This is a genomic window from Cryobacterium suzukii, from assembly GCF_004403185.1.
GTDB lineage: Bacteria > Actinomycetota > Actinomycetes > Actinomycetales > Microbacteriaceae > Cryobacterium > Cryobacterium suzukii.
On the sequence record NZ_SOHJ01000009.1, the window covers coordinates 26237 to 41525 of the forward strand.

General features: G+C 63.3%; 18 protein-coding genes and 1 pseudogene. 8 read left to right on the plus strand and 11 right to left on the minus strand.

Annotation, left to right across the window (positions count from 1 at the left end):
• Positions 1 to 59: 59 nt before the first annotated feature.
• The 5 genes from E3T39_RS08810 to E3T39_RS08830 all read right to left on the minus strand — a co-directional run bounded on the left by E3T39_RS08810 (position 60) and on the right by E3T39_RS08830 (position 4734).
• Positions 60 to 563 carry an SRPBCC family protein gene (locus tag E3T39_RS08810; RefSeq protein ID WP_134514499.1) on the minus strand — a complete coding sequence of 168 codons (504 nt, stop codon included), beginning with the start codon at positions 561 to 563 and terminating at the stop codon, positions 60 to 62.
• 22 nt (positions 564 to 585) lie between these two features.
• Entirely contained in the window at positions 586 to 1317 is a 732-nt protein-coding gene (locus E3T39_RS08815) for a mycothiol-dependent nitroreductase Rv2466c family protein (RefSeq protein WP_134514500.1), read from the minus strand.
• A gap of 139 nt (positions 1318 to 1456) precedes the next feature.
• On the minus strand, positions 1457 to 2224 hold the full coding sequence (nagB, locus tag E3T39_RS08820) for a glucosamine-6-phosphate deaminase (protein ID WP_134514502.1): 768 nt from the start codon (positions 2222 to 2224) through the stop codon (positions 1457 to 1459).
• On the minus strand, positions 2205 to 3458 hold the full coding sequence (locus E3T39_RS08825; protein WP_134514504.1) for an N-acetylglucosamine-6-phosphate deacetylase: 1254 nt from the start codon (positions 3456 to 3458) through the stop codon (positions 2205 to 2207). Before E3T39_RS08825 ends, nagB begins: the two co-directional genes overlap by 20 nt.
• Positions 3448 to 4734, minus strand: a complete 1287-nt coding sequence (locus tag E3T39_RS08830; protein WP_134514506.1) for a PTS transporter subunit EIIC — start codon at positions 4732 to 4734, stop codon at positions 3448 to 3450. The genes E3T39_RS08825 and E3T39_RS08830 overlap by 11 nt, the downstream gene beginning before the upstream one ends.
• 183 nt (positions 4735 to 4917) lie before the next feature.
• Here E3T39_RS08830 and E3T39_RS08835 point away from each other — a divergent pair.
• The 3 genes and pseudogenes from E3T39_RS08835 to E3T39_RS08845 all read left to right on the plus strand — a co-directional run.
• Positions 4918 to 5154, plus strand: a pseudogene (locus tag E3T39_RS08835) (PTS sugar transporter subunit IIB); the annotation flags it as partial.
• Positions 5151 to 5636, plus strand: a complete 486-nt coding sequence (locus E3T39_RS08840; RefSeq protein ID WP_198416114.1) for a PTS sugar transporter subunit IIA — start codon at positions 5151 to 5153, stop codon at positions 5634 to 5636. The pseudogene E3T39_RS08835 and the gene E3T39_RS08840, both read left to right, overlap by 4 nt.
• A gap of 4 nt (positions 5637 to 5640) precedes the next feature.
• Entirely contained in the window at positions 5641 to 6360 is a 720-nt protein-coding gene (locus E3T39_RS08845; RefSeq protein WP_134514510.1) for a GntR family transcriptional regulator, read from the plus strand.
• Positions 6361 to 6440: 80 nt separating this feature from the next.
• On the opposite strand, the gene E3T39_RS08850 is transcribed toward E3T39_RS08845, so the two are convergent.
• The 4 genes from E3T39_RS08850 to E3T39_RS08865 form a co-directional block, all read right to left on the minus strand.
• Positions 6441 to 7439, minus strand: a complete 999-nt coding sequence (locus E3T39_RS08850; RefSeq protein WP_134514512.1) for an ABC transporter substrate-binding protein — start codon at positions 7437 to 7439, stop codon at positions 6441 to 6443.
• Positions 7436 to 8299, minus strand: coding sequence for an ABC transporter permease (locus E3T39_RS08855; RefSeq protein ID WP_134514514.1), 864 nt, complete (start codon positions 8297 to 8299; stop codon positions 7436 to 7438). Before E3T39_RS08855 ends, E3T39_RS08850 begins: the two co-directional genes overlap by 4 nt.
• Positions 8296 to 9084 (minus strand): ABC transporter ATP-binding protein, encoded by a 789-nt coding sequence (locus E3T39_RS08860; protein WP_134514516.1) that lies wholly within the window; start codon positions 9082 to 9084, stop codon positions 8296 to 8298. Before E3T39_RS08860 ends, E3T39_RS08855 begins: the two co-directional genes overlap by 4 nt.
• Before the next feature lie 387 nt (positions 9085 to 9471).
• Positions 9472 to 9690 carry a hypothetical protein gene (locus tag E3T39_RS08865; RefSeq protein WP_134514518.1) on the minus strand — a complete coding sequence of 73 codons (219 nt, stop codon included), beginning with the start codon at positions 9688 to 9690 and terminating at the stop codon, positions 9472 to 9474.
• A 182-nt stretch (positions 9691 to 9872) separates the two neighbouring features.
• Here E3T39_RS08865 and E3T39_RS08870 point away from each other — a divergent pair, with 182 nt between their 5' ends.
• A complete protein-coding gene (locus E3T39_RS08870; protein ID WP_134514520.1) occupies positions 9873 to 10643 on the plus strand; it encodes a hypothetical protein in 771 nt (256 codons plus the stop codon).
• A gap of 95 nt (positions 10644 to 10738) precedes the next feature.
• On the opposite strand, the gene E3T39_RS08875 is transcribed toward E3T39_RS08870, so the two are convergent.
• Both E3T39_RS08875 and E3T39_RS16555 read right to left on the minus strand, forming a co-directional pair.
• A complete protein-coding gene (locus E3T39_RS08875) occupies positions 10739 to 11749 on the minus strand; it encodes a heparan-alpha-glucosaminide N-acetyltransferase domain-containing protein (protein ID WP_134514522.1) in 1011 nt (336 codons plus the stop codon).
• Positions 11750 to 11816: 67 nt separating this feature from the next.
• Complete coding sequence (locus E3T39_RS16555) at positions 11817 to 11951, minus strand: hypothetical protein (protein WP_255455922.1); 135 nt, start codon at positions 11949 to 11951, stop codon at positions 11817 to 11819.
• Between the two features lie 41 nt (positions 11952 to 11992).
• On the opposite strand from E3T39_RS16555, the gene E3T39_RS08880 reads away from it, so the two are divergent.
• The 4 genes from E3T39_RS08880 to E3T39_RS08895 are packed head-to-tail and all read left to right on the plus strand — an operon-like array spanning position 11993 to position 15242.
• Positions 11993 to 12880, plus strand: coding sequence for a TetR/AcrR family transcriptional regulator (locus E3T39_RS08880; RefSeq protein ID WP_134514524.1), 888 nt, complete (start codon positions 11993 to 11995; stop codon positions 12878 to 12880).
• Positions 12881 to 12920: 40 nt separating this feature from the next.
• Positions 12921 to 13808 carry a beta-keto acid cleavage family enzyme gene (locus E3T39_RS08885; RefSeq protein ID WP_134514526.1) on the plus strand — a complete coding sequence of 296 codons (888 nt, stop codon included), beginning with the start codon at positions 12921 to 12923 and terminating at the stop codon, positions 13806 to 13808.
• Between the two features lie 4 nt (positions 13809 to 13812).
• Positions 13813 to 14790, plus strand: coding sequence for a 3-hydroxyacyl-CoA dehydrogenase NAD-binding domain-containing protein (locus E3T39_RS08890; protein ID WP_134514528.1), 978 nt, complete (start codon positions 13813 to 13815; stop codon positions 14788 to 14790).
• Positions 14787 to 15242, plus strand: a complete 456-nt coding sequence (locus tag E3T39_RS08895) for a thioesterase family protein (protein ID WP_134514529.1) — start codon at positions 14787 to 14789, stop codon at positions 15240 to 15242. Before E3T39_RS08890 ends, E3T39_RS08895 begins: the two co-directional genes overlap by 4 nt.
• Positions 15243 to 15289: the final 47 nt, after the last annotated feature.

The following is a 15289-nucleotide window of genomic DNA, read 5'->3' on the forward strand; positions in this document are numbered from 1 at the left end:
GTCATCTTCAGAACCTGTGCTGGTAGCACACCCAGCCTGACCGGGGACGAACGACCAGGTCAGGCCAGCGCCTGCTCCCCTGAGCCGATGGTGACCTCGGCGATCCGCTTGATCGCGGCGAGGGTTTTTGGGATTCCGTCGAGGGCCTGCTGGGTGCGGTCGGTGATCTGCGCGTGCGCGTCTTCGCCGAATTTTTCCTCGAACATGGCGATCCCGTCGGGCAGGAAATCCCAAGACTCTGTGACCCTCGTCCCGGTCTCTGCGGCGTCGAAGCTGAAGCCCCAGCGCACGAAGCTGCCGCCCACCACCCAGGCGAACTCGCGACCGCGCTCTGCCGTCACCACCTCAGACCGGGTCTCCCAGGTCCGGTGGGGGAGCTGGTTGCGCCCGGTGAACCAGGCACCGACCCGACCGGCCTCGGCCTCGTCGTCCCACCAGCAGGACGCACAGACCGGGCTCCACTCGCCGGTGCGGGTGATGTCGGAGAGCAGGTCGTAGAGAAACGCGGCTGACGCCTCGACGATAACGGACTCTTGGTGGCTGAGGATGCGTGTGTCACTCATGCGTTTACCCTAACGGAGGTGGTCACTTCTTCTGCCGCCGACTGCCGCCATGCCAGTCCTCCTGCTTTCCGACCGCGTCCGCGTCGATTCCGAACGCGGCCAGCTGCGGCTGCTCGCGCAGGCTGCGTTTGAGCTCGGCAAAGCCCGGGAAACGTGCCAGGGCGACCACGTGGTCCCATAACTCGACCGCCGAGTCTTCGTGTGGCAATCGGCTGATCACCGGCCCAAAGAAGGCCACACCGGCGGGCGGCTCGAAGTGGATGATGGGCGTGCCCACGTCTTTTCCCGTCAGCGAGAGCGCCTCGTCTGTCTCCTGCTGGATCTCCATGTCCCATGACTCGTCGTCGAGAGCTTCGGCCAGCTCGAGCGGCAGGCCAGCCTCGGCGAGGATCGGCTCCACGAACTTGCGCGTCCCGCGGAGCTCACGCACCTCGCCCTCGGTTCGATGGTTGTCCGGGACGGTGTCGAAGATGTGGGTTCCGAATGCGGCGTACAGCGGCGCCACCGCTTCGCGGCCGTGCTCCGCTCGAGCCCGGGCGGCTACGCGCAACAGCCGGAGCCCGGCGGTGTGACCGGCTTCGTACTCGGGAGGGAAGTGCGCGTCGTAGTCGACCTGGGCGTTGATCAGGCGCAAGGAGATGAACCGCCAGTCCACGGTGTAGTCGCGCTGCTTTTGCACTTGTCGCACCCACTTGCTGGTCATCCAGGCGAAGGGGCAGACCGGGTCGAAGTAAAAGTTGATGTCGGCGTCCATACGTCTACCCTAGGTCAGCGCCGCAAACACGACCGAGATCGACCTCGCGAGGTGGGCCTAGCGAGCGCCCTCTCAATCGATCAGAGCTCGCGTTGGATCCAGACGGCGGACGGGTGGCGAGACCGCTTTCCTGTACAGGTCACAGTTGATCGTTGAGTTCTTGGGCTTCTCGGTAATAATTTAGGAGCGTTAGTTTCGACGCGGCTTCCGGATCCAGGATAACGACGGCCCTGCGGTGCAGTTGCAGTACCGATGCCGGGCAGTAGGCGCTCACGGGTCCTTCGACCATCGAGCGGACGGCGGCTGCCTTATTTTCGCCCAGTGCTACGAGTACTGCTTGTTTGGCGTCTCGAATTGTTCCCAGGCCCTGGGTCAGGCACAGCCTAGGAACCTCGCCTTCAGGGAAGAATCCGGCGTTGTCCGCCCGTGTCACCCCAGACAGGGTTTTGACCCGGGTACGTGAGGCCAGGGACGAGGTCGGTTCGTTGAACCCGATGTGCCCGTTGGCTCCGATCCCGAGGATCTGGATATCTATTCCGCCAGCGGATACGATCGCCGCGTCGTACCAGTCAGCTTCTGCGACTAGATCTGCTGCGTCCCCGCGGGGGGTGTGCAATTGCCCCAAGGGCAGGTCGATGTGATCCACGAATTCACGCCGGATGGTCGAGTGATAAGACTGCTCATGGTCCGGTTTCAACCCGGCGTATTCGTCCAGGGTGAACGCCGTGACCTGGCTAAAACTCAACGACTCCTCACGATGACGCCGGATGAGTTCCCGATAGGTGCCGGCGGGGGAACTGCCCGTTGCCAATCCCAGAACTGTTGGGCCTTGCCGGAGTCGCGCTTCCACGACATCAGCGGCCCGGGCTCCGACCTGTTCGGGTGAGTCACACAGGATAATCTGCACGATCCGTCCTTTCAATCTTTAGGGGGATGCCGGCGCGGTAGGCCTGCAGCAGTTCGAGGTTTTCCGTTGTTACCAACAGGTCGGCACGATAGCCCGCGGTGATGCTGCCCCGCCCGGTAAAACCCATCAGCCGCGCGGGCGTGGATGATGCAGCCGCGACGGCGTCGATCAGGGGAATTCCCCACTCCACGCAGTGGCGCACGTTTTCCAGCAGCGTGCTTGTCCCGCCAGCGATCGCCCCGCGCGTATTTCGGTCGGCCGGAATCAGCCGGGCAATGCCACCGTGAACGATCACGTCCAGACTTCCGAGGGAGTATGCCCCGTCGTTCATCCCCGTGGCCGCCATCGCGTCGGAAATTAGGGCGATTGATTGCGGACCGACCAGAGCGAAGACCATGCGAACGATTTCTGGGTCGAGATGCACACCGTCGGCGATCAACTCCAGAATCATTCGGTCAGGCGTGCGCTGAGCGGCCTGCAGCAGGACCGCGACCGGCCCGGGCACACGATGACCTAGCGGTGGCATGCGATTGAACAAGTGCGTGGCCGACCAAGCCCGGGTGTCTTCCGGAGGCATGCTTGCCAGGGCGTTGCGTGTTTGGGCTGCTGTGGCGGCAGTATGCCCCAGAGAGGGAACGACGTCGTAGTCTCGGCACAGGGACACTAACTCCGCGAAGTGGGGGGTCTCTGGGGCGAGGGTGATGGATGTCACCGCGCCTTGTCCGGCTTGGAGCCATTGCTCCAGCAGTGCTGGGTTGCCGTCGATGATCGCGGCTGGGTCCTGCGCACCGCACATGCTCTCTGCGAGGAACGGTCCCTCCAAGTGCAACCCGGCCAGGGTGCCGTCCTGCACCAGTGCGCGCAGTACCGTAATTTGTTTCAGTAATACGGGTGACGGCGCCGCGACGAGTGAGGCGAGTATTGATGTGGTTCCGTGGGCGGCATGATAATTTGCGGCAACATATGCGCCGTCAAGATCCGAGGCGAAGGTGTGGCCCCTTCCGCCGTGGCAGTGTACGTCCACCAGACCGGGCAAGATCAGGGGTACCCGCTCGACCGGACTATTGATTCCGGCAGGTAAGTCAACGGCCCGACCGCACCAGCGGATACGTCCGCCCTCTAACCAGACCGCGCCATCCTCGATGGCGTCTTCACCAAGCCGCCCGGTGATGAGGCGGCCCCTCAAGACGCGGACGGGTGCGTCGGGGAACCCCGCTGCGGAATCAGCTTGCATCAGGCGTAGCCATGGACGGGGTTCCTTCGGTCTCGTCCTCGCGGCCGAGGGTGCGGAGGTTCCAGCGGCGGATGACGAAGCGGAAGAGTACGTAATAGATGGCCGCGTAGATGAGCCCGATCGGTATCAGCCACAACGGTTTCTCGGCAATGCCGAAGTTCAGCAGGTAATCGATCGCTCCCGCCGAAAAGCCGAAACCGTGATGGATGCCGAGGAGGTTCACCACCAGAAACGACGTGCCGGTCAAAATGGCGTGCACGACGTATAGCGGCCAGGCGACGAACATGAAGGAAAACTCGAGTGGTTCGGTGATACCGGTGAGGAAGGCCGTCAGACCGGTAGAGAGCATGACACCACCCACGATCTTGCGCTGGGAGGGCCTTGCCTCCTGCCAGATCGCCAGGGCGGCTGCGGGCAAGGCGAACATCATGATGGGGAAGAATCCAGTCATGAAGACGCCCGCGGAGGGATCTCCCGCGAAGAACCGGTTCAGGTCTCCATTGGTGCCTTCGTAGTCACCGATGATGAACCAGACGATCGAGTTAAGAATGTGGTGCAGTCCTAGGGGGATGAGTAGCCGGTTGAGGGTGCCGTAGACACCGCTGCCGATCACTGTGTTCTCCGCAACGGCGTTTCCCACGCTGTTCAGGCCGCGGTCGAAGACCGGGTAAATCAGTGCCATGACGACGCCGATGACGATGCCGGCGAGGGCCGTCAGAATCGGGACCAGACGTCGGCCGGCGAAGAAGCCCAGCCAGTCGGGCAGTTTGGTGCGGTGGAAGCGCTGCCACAACAACGCTGTGGTGAGGCCGATGATGATGCCCGCCAGGACGCCGTAGTTGATGACGGGCTCTTCGCCACCCTCTGGTGCGGCACCGAGGACAAGCGGTGCCATGACCTCGAACACGTTGATCATGACCAAATACCCGACGGCGGCGGCAAGCGCCGTTGAGCCGTCGCCCTTGCGGGCAAACCCGAAGGCAATGCCGATGGCGAAGAGCAATGGAAGGTTCTCGAATAGCGCTCCACCCGCTGCGCCGATGACCTGGGCAGCCGTGGTCAGGGACTCAAACCGACCCAGCAGGTCGTCTTGGCCGAGCCGAAGTAAAAGGGCTGCGGCCGGAAGTGCGGCGATGGGCAGCATGAGACTGCGCCCGAAACGCTGCAGGTTCTGCAGCCCTTTGCCGGTGCCCTTGACCTTGCCGGAGTCGGGTGCGACTGCTACGCCGGCATCCTGAGGCTTGGCGGTGTTATCCGTTGACACGGTGTTTCCCATCTCGAAAAGGTGCAGTGCTTGTGTGGATCGGGCGGACTCTGTACGGTCGAACTAGCTGGTTATAACCAGTGGCTGTAATCACTGTGGGGGCTAGGCGGGGTTTTTGTCAACCGGACAGGCTCCCAGAGCTCGTGCAGAAGAAGTGCGGCACAGTGAAACACCACATCAAACGAAAGTTCGGAGCAGGACATGTCCAAAGCAGAAATCATCCTGGCAGCGCTGGGCGGCGCGGGTAACGTGGAAGAAATCGAAGGGTGTATCACGCGTTTGCGCACCGAAGTAGTGGACGCCGCACTGGTCGATCAAGCTGCTCTGAAAGCAGCCGGCGCCCACGGCGTGATGGTGGTGGGCACTATCGTGCAAGTAGTAGTCGGGCCCGAGGCCGAAAACCTGGCTGAGGACATTCAGGACCTGATGTGAGCTCGGCGACACAGAACAGCATTATTCGCGTGGTCTCGCCGTTGCCCGGTCGGGTGATCGCGGCAGCCGACATACCCGACCCGGTTTTCGCTAACGGATTGGTTGGCCATGGAGTTGCTGTCGTGCCGGACAGCGATGCCGGCATGCTCACCGCCGTCGCGCCGATGACCGGTCGGGTGGTCAAAGTGATGCCGCACGCCTACATCGTGCAGCACGCCTCCGGGCCAGCTGTCCTGGTCCATGTCGGGATCGACACGGTGCACCTCAAGGGCGAAGGCTTCATCGTGCACGTCCAAAAGGGTGCCCAGGTGGAAGTCGGCGACCGCATGGTGAGCGTCGATGTCGCTTTGATACGCGCGAAGAACCTCAGTCCGTGCTGCCCTGTCGTGGCCCTGGACACCAAGCCGGGCGCTGTGCTCACTGACAGCATCGGTTCGCGGGTTGAAGCAGGTGAACTTCTCTTCGAACTGGTGGAGAGTTGAATCGATGGACACACACAACGAGCTCAAACATGTCTGGGTGCGCCGGCAACTACAGGAATTGGTGGCCGGCCTGCGACCAGGAGACGCTCTAGTAGGTGAACGGCAACTTGAGGAACAATTCGGAGTTTCGCGCATCACGGTACGTCGCGCAATTTCCGACCTCGTGCACGACGGAGTTTTGGTGCGAGTCAGAGGAAAAGGAACGTTTGTTTCCCACGGAATGGTCCGCTCCACTTTGCACCTCGCCTCGTTCAACGAAGATATGAGGGCCGCTGGTTTTGAGCCCAGCACCCGCGTTATTTCCGCCACCACGGCGATCCCTCCAGAGGCAGCCGCCGAACATCTGGGTTTGACACCAGAAAGCACAGCCCACCACATCTGCAGATTGCGCCTGGGCAATGGCGCGCCGGTCAGCGTGGACGAATCGTGGCTGCCCATCCGGCTCCTACCCGATTTGCTGTCGGAAAACCTCGACGGATCTTTATACCGAATCCTTTCCGTCAGCGGCCACCCTGTCCAACGGGTGGAACAAACAGTCGAAGCCGCTCCAGCATCGGAAACAATCGCTGCGCTACTGGACATCGAAGCAGGCGCCCCCGTTCTCCTCTTCCGTCGCCGTTCCTTCACTGGACCCGGCACGCCCATCGAATATTCAATTTCCACCTACCGCGCAGACCGATATCAAATATCCATGCAGTTGGAGGCGCCACTTCGAGCGGGGTAATGCGGAAATAACCGTGCAGCCGTCGATGCGCCGGCGTTCCTGTGGACCAACGAGTACTGCGCCCGCGACGGTGTGACCGGTCAGGAGTTCTGGGCGAACGTGGCGTCTACGTAGTCGGCCTCTGGGATCGGGTCGGCGTAGACGATCGCACCGAGTTCCATCCACATGCGTTCCATCGCGGCGAGCTGTTCCGGCAGCGGCGCGAGGTCGGGCAGCCAACGGTACAGCGGCACAGCGGCCACCTGCTCGGCGGTCTGACCGGTCGCGGCACCAATGATGGCAAGATTCTCGTCGGTGTAACGGTCGTCGCCCTGCAGGTCCTGCGCGCCGCGGGTCAGCGCGGTGAAGAACTTCTGCGCGAGATCCGTTGCGGCGAAGTCTCCGCCGTAGACGACCCCGGTACCGGATGTCCCAGTGGGCGTGGTCCACAGGCTCACCGCGGTTCCGTCTTCAACGGGCATATTCCAGAACGGTGCCGAAGCGAATGCGGCGTCGATGCTGCCGTTGGCCAGCGCCGTCGGCATGTCCGGGTTGCCGAGTGTGACCAATTCCACATCGGTGATCGAGAGTCCGGCTTCTTCGAGCGCCATCCCCACGTAGAACGCTCCGGTTCCCCCGGCGCCGCCCGCGACGGCGACCTTGCGTCCTTCCAGATCAGCGACGTTGGTGATCGTCCCGTCATCAACGAGCGCCTTCGACGCGATCAGGGCCGAAGGCGGTACTTCTTCGTCTCCGGCCGAGACTCCCATGGAGCCGACGACCTTGACGTTGAGACCGGTTTCGACCGCGCTAAACAGTCCGGCTGAGAAGCCGGAGACGACGACGTCGAGCTTGCCGCTCGCGGCGAGCGGTACGGCGTCCTGACCCGACTTGATCGCCTCGAGCTTGAGCGAGATTCCCTCGTCTTCGAAGTACCCCTTGGCGTCGGCCACGTAGAGCGGCGAGAAGATCGCCAGCTGAACATGCCCAACGTTCACAGTTTGCAGTTCACCTGACGCTGCCGGGGCATCCGTTGCAGCGCATCCCGACAGGACCAACCCGACCAGCGACACTGCTGCGACGATTTTCAGTTTCTTCACTTTTTCGTTTCCTTTTTCTTGGGGCTGTTCGAGTTGCGCCAGGGCAGGAGCGCCCGTTCCAGCAAAATAATGAGCCCGGTGACGACCGCGCCAATCACCGAGACGACGATCAGGCCGACGAACATCGTGGCTGGCTGAAACAGCTGCCACGAGTTCCAGATGAGGTAGCCGAGACCGTTGTTCGATGCGACGAATTCCACCGCGGTGACGACGATCACGGACATGCCGGCGGCGACGCGCAGACCTGTCATGATTGCTGGTGCCGCGGCTGGCAGCAGCACGTTGACAAACAGGCGCACCCCGGTGGCTTTGTAGGCGCGGGCCGTTTCCAGAATGCGGGAGTCGATCTGCATAATGCCGGCCAGGGTGTTGATCTGCACCACGAAAAACACCGAGATGGCTACGGCGAGAATTTTCGGGGTTTCGGTGAGGCCGAAAATGAGCAGCAACAGCGGCAGGATGGCGATCTTCGGCAGCGCGTATAGAGCGGTGAAGGTCGGGCCGAGCGCTGCACGAATCGGCCGCACGACGCCCATGATGAGCCCGGCAAACACGCCTAGAATCGAGCCGGCTATGAAACCGAAGGCGAGGCGACCGACCGTCGCCCAGATGTGCACGGCAAGGGAACCATCCGCCACCATCTCGGCGCCACGTTCGCCGATCGCGCTGGGTGGGCTGAACAGGCGCGCGTCGAGCACTCCCGTTGCTGCGGCGAGTTCCCACAGGGCGAGCAGCACGATCGGCGTAATGACGGCCAACCCGAGATCGCGGGCTCGAAGCCGCTGTTCCCGCTTAAATTCCTGATCGATCGCCTGGTCGAGTTCCGTGACGCGGCCAGAAATACCCTCTGTGACGGTCATTTGAAGCTCATCGAGGCTTGGACCTCATCGCGCAGCGATTCCCAGATGTCTTGCTTCATACGGGAAAACTCCCGGCTCGCTTCCATGGCGACGCTGCGCGGGCGACCGAACGGCACGTCGATGATTTCCTTCACTCTGCCCGGCCGCGCGGACATGACGACGATCTGGTCGCCGAGCAGCAGCGCTTCCTCAATCGAGTGAGTGACCAGCACCACGGTCTTACGCTCGACCTCCCACAGCCGCACGAGCTGCTCCTGCATCAAAATGCGGGTTTGGGCATCGAGCGCGCCGAGCGGTTCGTCCATCAGTAATGACGGCGAACCGGTCGCGAACGCCCGAGCGATGGCGATGCGCTGGCGCATCCCGCCGGAGAGCTGGTGCGGGTAGGAGCGTTCGAAGCCGGTCAGGCCGACTTCGGCGATCCAGCGGCGGGCTTCGCTTTCGCGTTCCTTTTTCGATACCGACGCCATTTTCTGACCAAATGCCACGTTTTCGAGCACGTTGAACCACGGAAATACGCCGTGTTCCTGAAACACAAAGGCGGAGCGCGGCACCCGGGTCTGCTCGAAGTTGATCTGCACGTCACCCGACGTGGGTGTCTCGAGGTCACCCAGAATACGCAACAGCGTGGACTTGCCGCATCCGCTTGGCCCGACAATGCAGGTAAACGAGCCTTTCTTGAGGTTGAGGTTGATATCGCTCAGGGCATGCACCTGCCCGATGCCACCGAAGACTTTGGAGAGGTGGCGTACGACAAAGGCATCTTTGCCTACGGTGTCGGTCATTGCTGGTCCTGTCTGTGTAGCGAATCCCGATGTAACGGCGTGGAGAATGGCCGCTGAAACGTGCGGTTGGGGACGAGCTGAAAATGCCGCCGATGTAGGCGCGATCCCAGTCGGAAGCCAGGAGCGACGGGTCTGTGTCACTGGCAGCGAACATCCGCTCGGCGAAACGTTCGGAATCGTCCTCGGGCCTAAAGCCTATTGCAGCGTCGCCCTCTGCGTTGAGATACCCCCGGTGTTCGCCGAAACTCCTCAGATCGTGCGAAAATCCGGGTTGGGAAATTGCAGACAGGCGTCGAGCCGATGGCACACACGGCCGGTTGCGATGGAGGTGCCCGTCATCAGCAGCGCGGCGCAGGCGTGCCCACTCGGATCGGTCTGCTCCTGAGGTTAGGTGGGCTCTTCCTCGTTTGCGACCGTCTCAATCCAGTCGACGTCGTCGTCGGACAGGTAGACGCCGGATTGTTCGCTCTCTCTGTCGGTGGCGACTTCTCCGCCGGCCCGCGTGATTTCGCCCACGAGCTCCGGCGGCACGGTATCGCCGTTGTTTTGTATCAGCCACTGGCGAGTCGACGGTGTCAGCTTGGGCCACCACAACTCAATATTCATAGGACGCATTCTGCCATACCTGCCGCTGCTGCGCGACGGCTCGCGTGGCATCCGCTCCATCAGTATTGAGCGGCGCGTTACCAAGCAAGCGCCGGACTGTTCGACGCGTGTCTCCTGTCGATGGAAGGGCGACCCGAGCGCACGCTGCTGGAGGAGCATTCCGTGGTCGATAAACTTTGGGTATGTCAGACCAGCACTTCGCGCAGGATGAAACCCTGCGCCTGCCGACCATCCAGTTTCGCGTCGTTCTCGATCTGGGCCCACGGCTCGCCGCAGCCGTCACCCTGCCGGTGGAGTTGGCACACCCGGACCTGTTCGCCGACCGCGACGATGAAGGCGGAGCGCTCAACCTGTCGATCGACTTCGACAGTGGCCAACTGCACGTGCTGCTCGACGAGGCCGGGCCCAGCTTTCACTACCACGGCACGAACGACCCGTCCGAGAGCCCGTGGCCGGCCGATCAGACCGAAAAATTACTGGAGTGGGCGCTCATTCTGGTGCAGGAGATCGACGCCCTCGATGAACTGCTCGACTCGATCTTTGAGGCCGCCGAGTGGCTCGAGCAGGGGTTCACACTCTACGTTCCGGAGACTGAACCGACCCAGCTCGAACTGATTGAAGTCGGAATAATCGGCGAGCTACTGACACTGCCGTGGCTCGGCTCCGGGCGCGTCGACCACGAGCATGTCGAGGGGGACAACCACCCGATCGCCCTGCTGTGGAATATGAACAACGACGACCCCGACACGCCGATCGCCCGCGCCTGGCTCGACCTGGAGACCGGCGAGCCGCGAACGGCCGCCGAGCCGGGGGTGGACTGGAAGGCCGTCGCTATGAGCGAAGACGAGGTTCTGGAGTGGCTCGTCGGCATTTACACGAACCACCACGTGGCCCCGACACCCGAGGCGCAGATTATGCGGGCGGCGCTGGAACGCCTCGGTGGCATTCGCTAAGCCGGCTCTGATAGTTTGCGGCTGGTTATTCCCGACCTGGCGCACTGGCGGTCGGGCTGGCGGCGGGCCTCTGTGTCCCACGCAGCCGTGCACCGTTAGCGCGAGCTCGGTGCCCTGGCCAGCGCTGCGAGCAGACGTTCAAGGGGGCCCTTGCCCAGAAAATACCGCCACAGGCTGGCGCCGATGAAGGTGAGCAGCAGCATTCCGATCAGCAGTGGCCAGCCCGGATAGTTGATTTCGGCGCCGCCGGCGATAACGGCCAGGGCGAGAATCTGCACGGTGTAGACGGTCAGTGCCATCGATCCGGTCGCCCCGACCTGCCAGAAGATCACGCGCAGCGCACGCCCCACGGACCGCCGCTGAACTGCGGTGAGCCAGAGCAACGCTCCAATGATCGCGACCGCGACCCCGCCGGAGCCGATCACCTCGGCGATCGATCCGGAATGGGCCGCGGAGCTAACCCCCGGGATCACGATGGCCGCGCCGTAGCCGGCGACGGCCGCTGCTGTTCCGACACCGACGAGGGTCACCTGGGTTTTCGCCCGGCCCAGATCGGAGCGCGCGATGATGAGGCCCGCGATCAGGAACGGCATCCAGATGAGCACCGGGTAGGTGCCGTTCAGAAAGAAGTAGTCGACGAAGTAGCTGACCGGCGGTGCAGCGGCATCCACTTCACCCTGAGCGGCGCCGAGCCACGGAGCGCCGAACAGGAAGACGACGCCGATCAGGCCGAGCATCCAGCGGCGCAAAAACAGCATCGGAATCAGCAGCAGAAACATAAGGGCGTAGAAGTGCAGAATGACGGCAACGCCGCTGTGCAGGCTGGCCAGCACGACGCCGAGCAGAAACAGGATTAGCGCGCGCACCACGATGCCTCGTACCCGGTCGGAGCGCTGGCCGCGCAAGAGCGGATGCTGCGACCCGGTCATGATTCCGAGCGACACCCCGGCCAGGGTCGCGAACAAAATCGACGAACGCCCGTCGACGAGCAGCTCGGCATCGCCCACGCGCGGGATGGCATGCGCGACGAACATGCCGATGATCGCCACGCCCCTGGCGATGTCGATGGCGACGACCCGCTCGCTCGCATCGGCCCTGTTGTGCATGAAAACAGGCTACGGGTTTCCGCGGCAAATCACGCGGGAGGGTTCGCGCTTTCGGTCACGGTGCCGATCATTTCCGGGCCAGCGTGATTGTCGGGTGCAGCCGGGCGAGCACCACCCGAAACAGCTCACGGCTGAAGAGGGTGCTCACGGCGCGTTCCACCGTGGCGCCACGCAGCAAAAAGCGGCCGAGTTGATTGCCCACCTGAATTGCGTAAATCGCAAGTTTGAGTTAGTGTCGGTCAAATGCAATCGCAAGAAGAAGGCGCCGTTCAGGCCGACTACCGAGCGGCGCTCCTGGTGCGGGTGCGCACCGCCATTCGTGATTCCGGCCTCGCCCAGCGCGACGTCGCCCGCCATATCGGCATCGACGAAACGAAGCTGTCCAAAGCGCTCAAGGGCACCCGACGGTTTCGCCCGGACGAGCTGACCCAGCTCGCCACCGCCGCCGGTGTGACCGTTAATTGGCTATTATCGGGCACCGACGACGCCGTGGGAGTGTCGGCCGTGCCGGCCGCGATAATTCTGCCAACCCGCCACCGCGAAGACAGTGGCCACGCCCAGAAGCGCCGGAACATCGTCGAAAAGGCGTGGTGGTTGTTCGCCGAGCGCGGCTATTCCTCGGTGCGCATCGCCGATATTGCAGCTGCCAGCGGCACGAGCGACAGTACCGTGCACTACTACTTTCGCACCAAGCGCGAGATCTTCGCCGAAACACTTCGCTACTCGGTCAAGCTCGCCTTCGACCGCCAGATCGCCGAGCTGCACCTGTTTCCGAACCCGATCGACCGCCTCAAGCGCCTCGCCTTTCTGCAACTGCCTGCCGGAGAGCGTGGCCACGCCGAGATGTCGATCTGGCTGCAGACCTGGGCCGAAGCCGCTGTGGACCCGGCCGGGCGCCAGGGGCACGCGCAGAGCTACCGCCGCTGGTCGCAAACCGTGCATGACATCATCGTCGACGGTCAGCACGGCGGATGCTTCATCGCGGCCGACGCCGACGAGCTCACCCAGCACCTCACCGCAATCATCGACGGCCTGATCATCAAGGTGCTTACCGGAATGCTGACTTCGGATCAGATGTATGCGCACATCGAAAAATTCATCGACCGCACGGTCGTGACCCCAATTTCCTGAACCGCCTCGCCACGTACAGCACCACAGAAATGAGCTCCACATGAACAAGAAGGTCATCGTCACCTGCGCCGTCACCGGCGCCGGTGACACCACGGGCAAGAGCGAACACGTTCCGGTCACTCCCGACGAGATTGCAGCGGATGCTGTAGCGGCGGCCCGCGCCGGAGCATCCGTTGTGCATATTCACGTTCGCGACGTAGTGACCAAGCAGAGTTCACGAGATGTGGCCTTGTACCGCGAGGTCGTGCGCCTGATCAAGGCGAGTGACGTTGACCCGGTCATCAACCTGACCGCCGGCATGGGCGGCGACCTCGTGCTCGACCCGTCGAATCCGACCCGGCAGCTGCCGGGCACCGACCTGGTCAGCGGCCTTGAACGGCTCGCCCACGTCGAAGAGTTGCGCCCGGAGATCTGCACGATCGACATGGGCACGCTCAACTTCGGTGAAGGCAGCAACGTCTACATATCCACCCCCGACATGCTGCGCGAGGGTGCCGCCCGCATTCAGGAGCTCGGCGTCAAGCCCGAAATGGAGATCTTCGACACGGGCAACCTCTGGTTCGCCAACGTGCTCGTAGCGGAAGGCCTGATTAGCCCGCCGCCGCTGTACCAACTGTGCATGGGCATTCCCTACGGCGCCCCTGCCGATCCCGGCCTGCTACAGGCCATGGTCAACATGCTGCCAGCTGGCGCGAACTTCACTTCGTTCGGAATCGGCCGCAATCAGTTGCCCTGGGTCGCCCAGTCGGTACTGCTCGGCGGCCACGTGCGGGTCGGCCTAGAGGACAACCTGTACCTCGCCAAGGGGGTCAAGGCCACCAATGTGCAACTGACCGAACGGGCTATTGCCATTGTGCACGACCTCGGCAAAAGCGTCGCCTCTCCCGACGAAGCCCGTGACATTCTTCAGCTCGACCGAAAGGCCTAACACCATGACCGACTTCACCAGTGAAACGGATGCCCGCGGCCGCGTCGCCGACGTGCGCACCATCGCCTGCATCGGCGCCGGAACCATCGGTGCCGGCTGGGCCGCGTATTTTCTGGCCAAGGGCTACTACGTGCGGGTCTGGGACCCTGCTCCGGGCGCCGCCCCCAAGGTGCGCCAGCTCATCGACGCCGCCTGGCCGGCGCTGACCCAGCTGGGCCTCGCCGAGGGCGCGTCGCCCGACAACTTCACCGTGCACACCGACATTGCCGAAGCCGTCGCCGGCGTGGGATTCGTGCAGGAGAGTGCTCCGGAGGTGCTCGAGCTCAAGCAGAACCTTCTGGCCGATATTGACGCGGCCACCGCCGACGGTGTCGTGATCGCCTCCTCCACCTCGGGCTACAGCATGACCGATATGGCCACACGGGCCACAACCCCGAGCCGGCTGGTGGTCGGGCATCCGTTCAACCCGCCTTATTTGATTCCACTGGTCGAGGTGGTCGGTGGCGAGGCCACGAGTGCCGCCGCAGTGCAGTGGGCCGCCGACTTTTACGAGTACATCGGCAAATCCGTGATCAAGATGGACCGTGAGGTGCCCGGCTTCATCGCCAACCGCCTGCAGGAAGCGCTCTGGCGCGAGGCCCTGCACATGATCGACAACGGCGAAGCGACCGTCGAGCAGATCGACCGTTCGATCACCGACGGCCCCGGTCTGCGCTGGCCGATCCACGGCCCGATGACCACCTTCCACCTCGCCGGCGGCCAGGGCGGCATGCGCCACATGCTGGAACACTTCGGCCCGTCGCTGAAATCGCCGTGGACCCGGCTCGAGGCTCCCGAACTCACCGACGAGCTGCGCGAAGCCGTCATCGCGGGCGTCGACGCTGCCGAAGAGCGCTCGGTCAACGACCTTATTATTGAACGCGACGCCGCCATCATCGCCGTGCGGAACGTGATCGACGAGATCAAGGGACGCCGGGCATGAGCGTGCTCGACTCCTACCACTGCACCGTGCAGCCGGACTGGATCGACTACAACGGCCACCTCTCCGAGGCGTATTACGTGCTCGCCTTCGGCTTCGCCACCGACCAGGTCATGGATGGCCTCGGCCTCGACGCGGCCTACCGTTTAGTAAGCGGGTGTTCCCTCTATACGGTCGAGGCTCACGTGCGCTATCTGGCCGAAACGGGCGAGGGTGCCGCCCTGACGATCACCAGCACCATCGTCGGTGCCGGAGCGAAGAAGCTGCACCTCGCGCACGAGATGCGCTCGGGCGGCACCCTGATCGCCACCGAAGAGCTGCTCGCCCTGCACGTCGATGCCGGAACCGGCCGCACCGCGCCGTTTCCCGCGCTCGTGGCGACCGTGATCAGCGACCACAGCCTGCCCGGCTCCGCCGCCGCGCCGGACTGGATCGGTCGCACCGTTTCGCTCTAACCCCTGGCCAGCCAGCCGTCAGCTGCCGTTTCACGTTTTGCAACCGA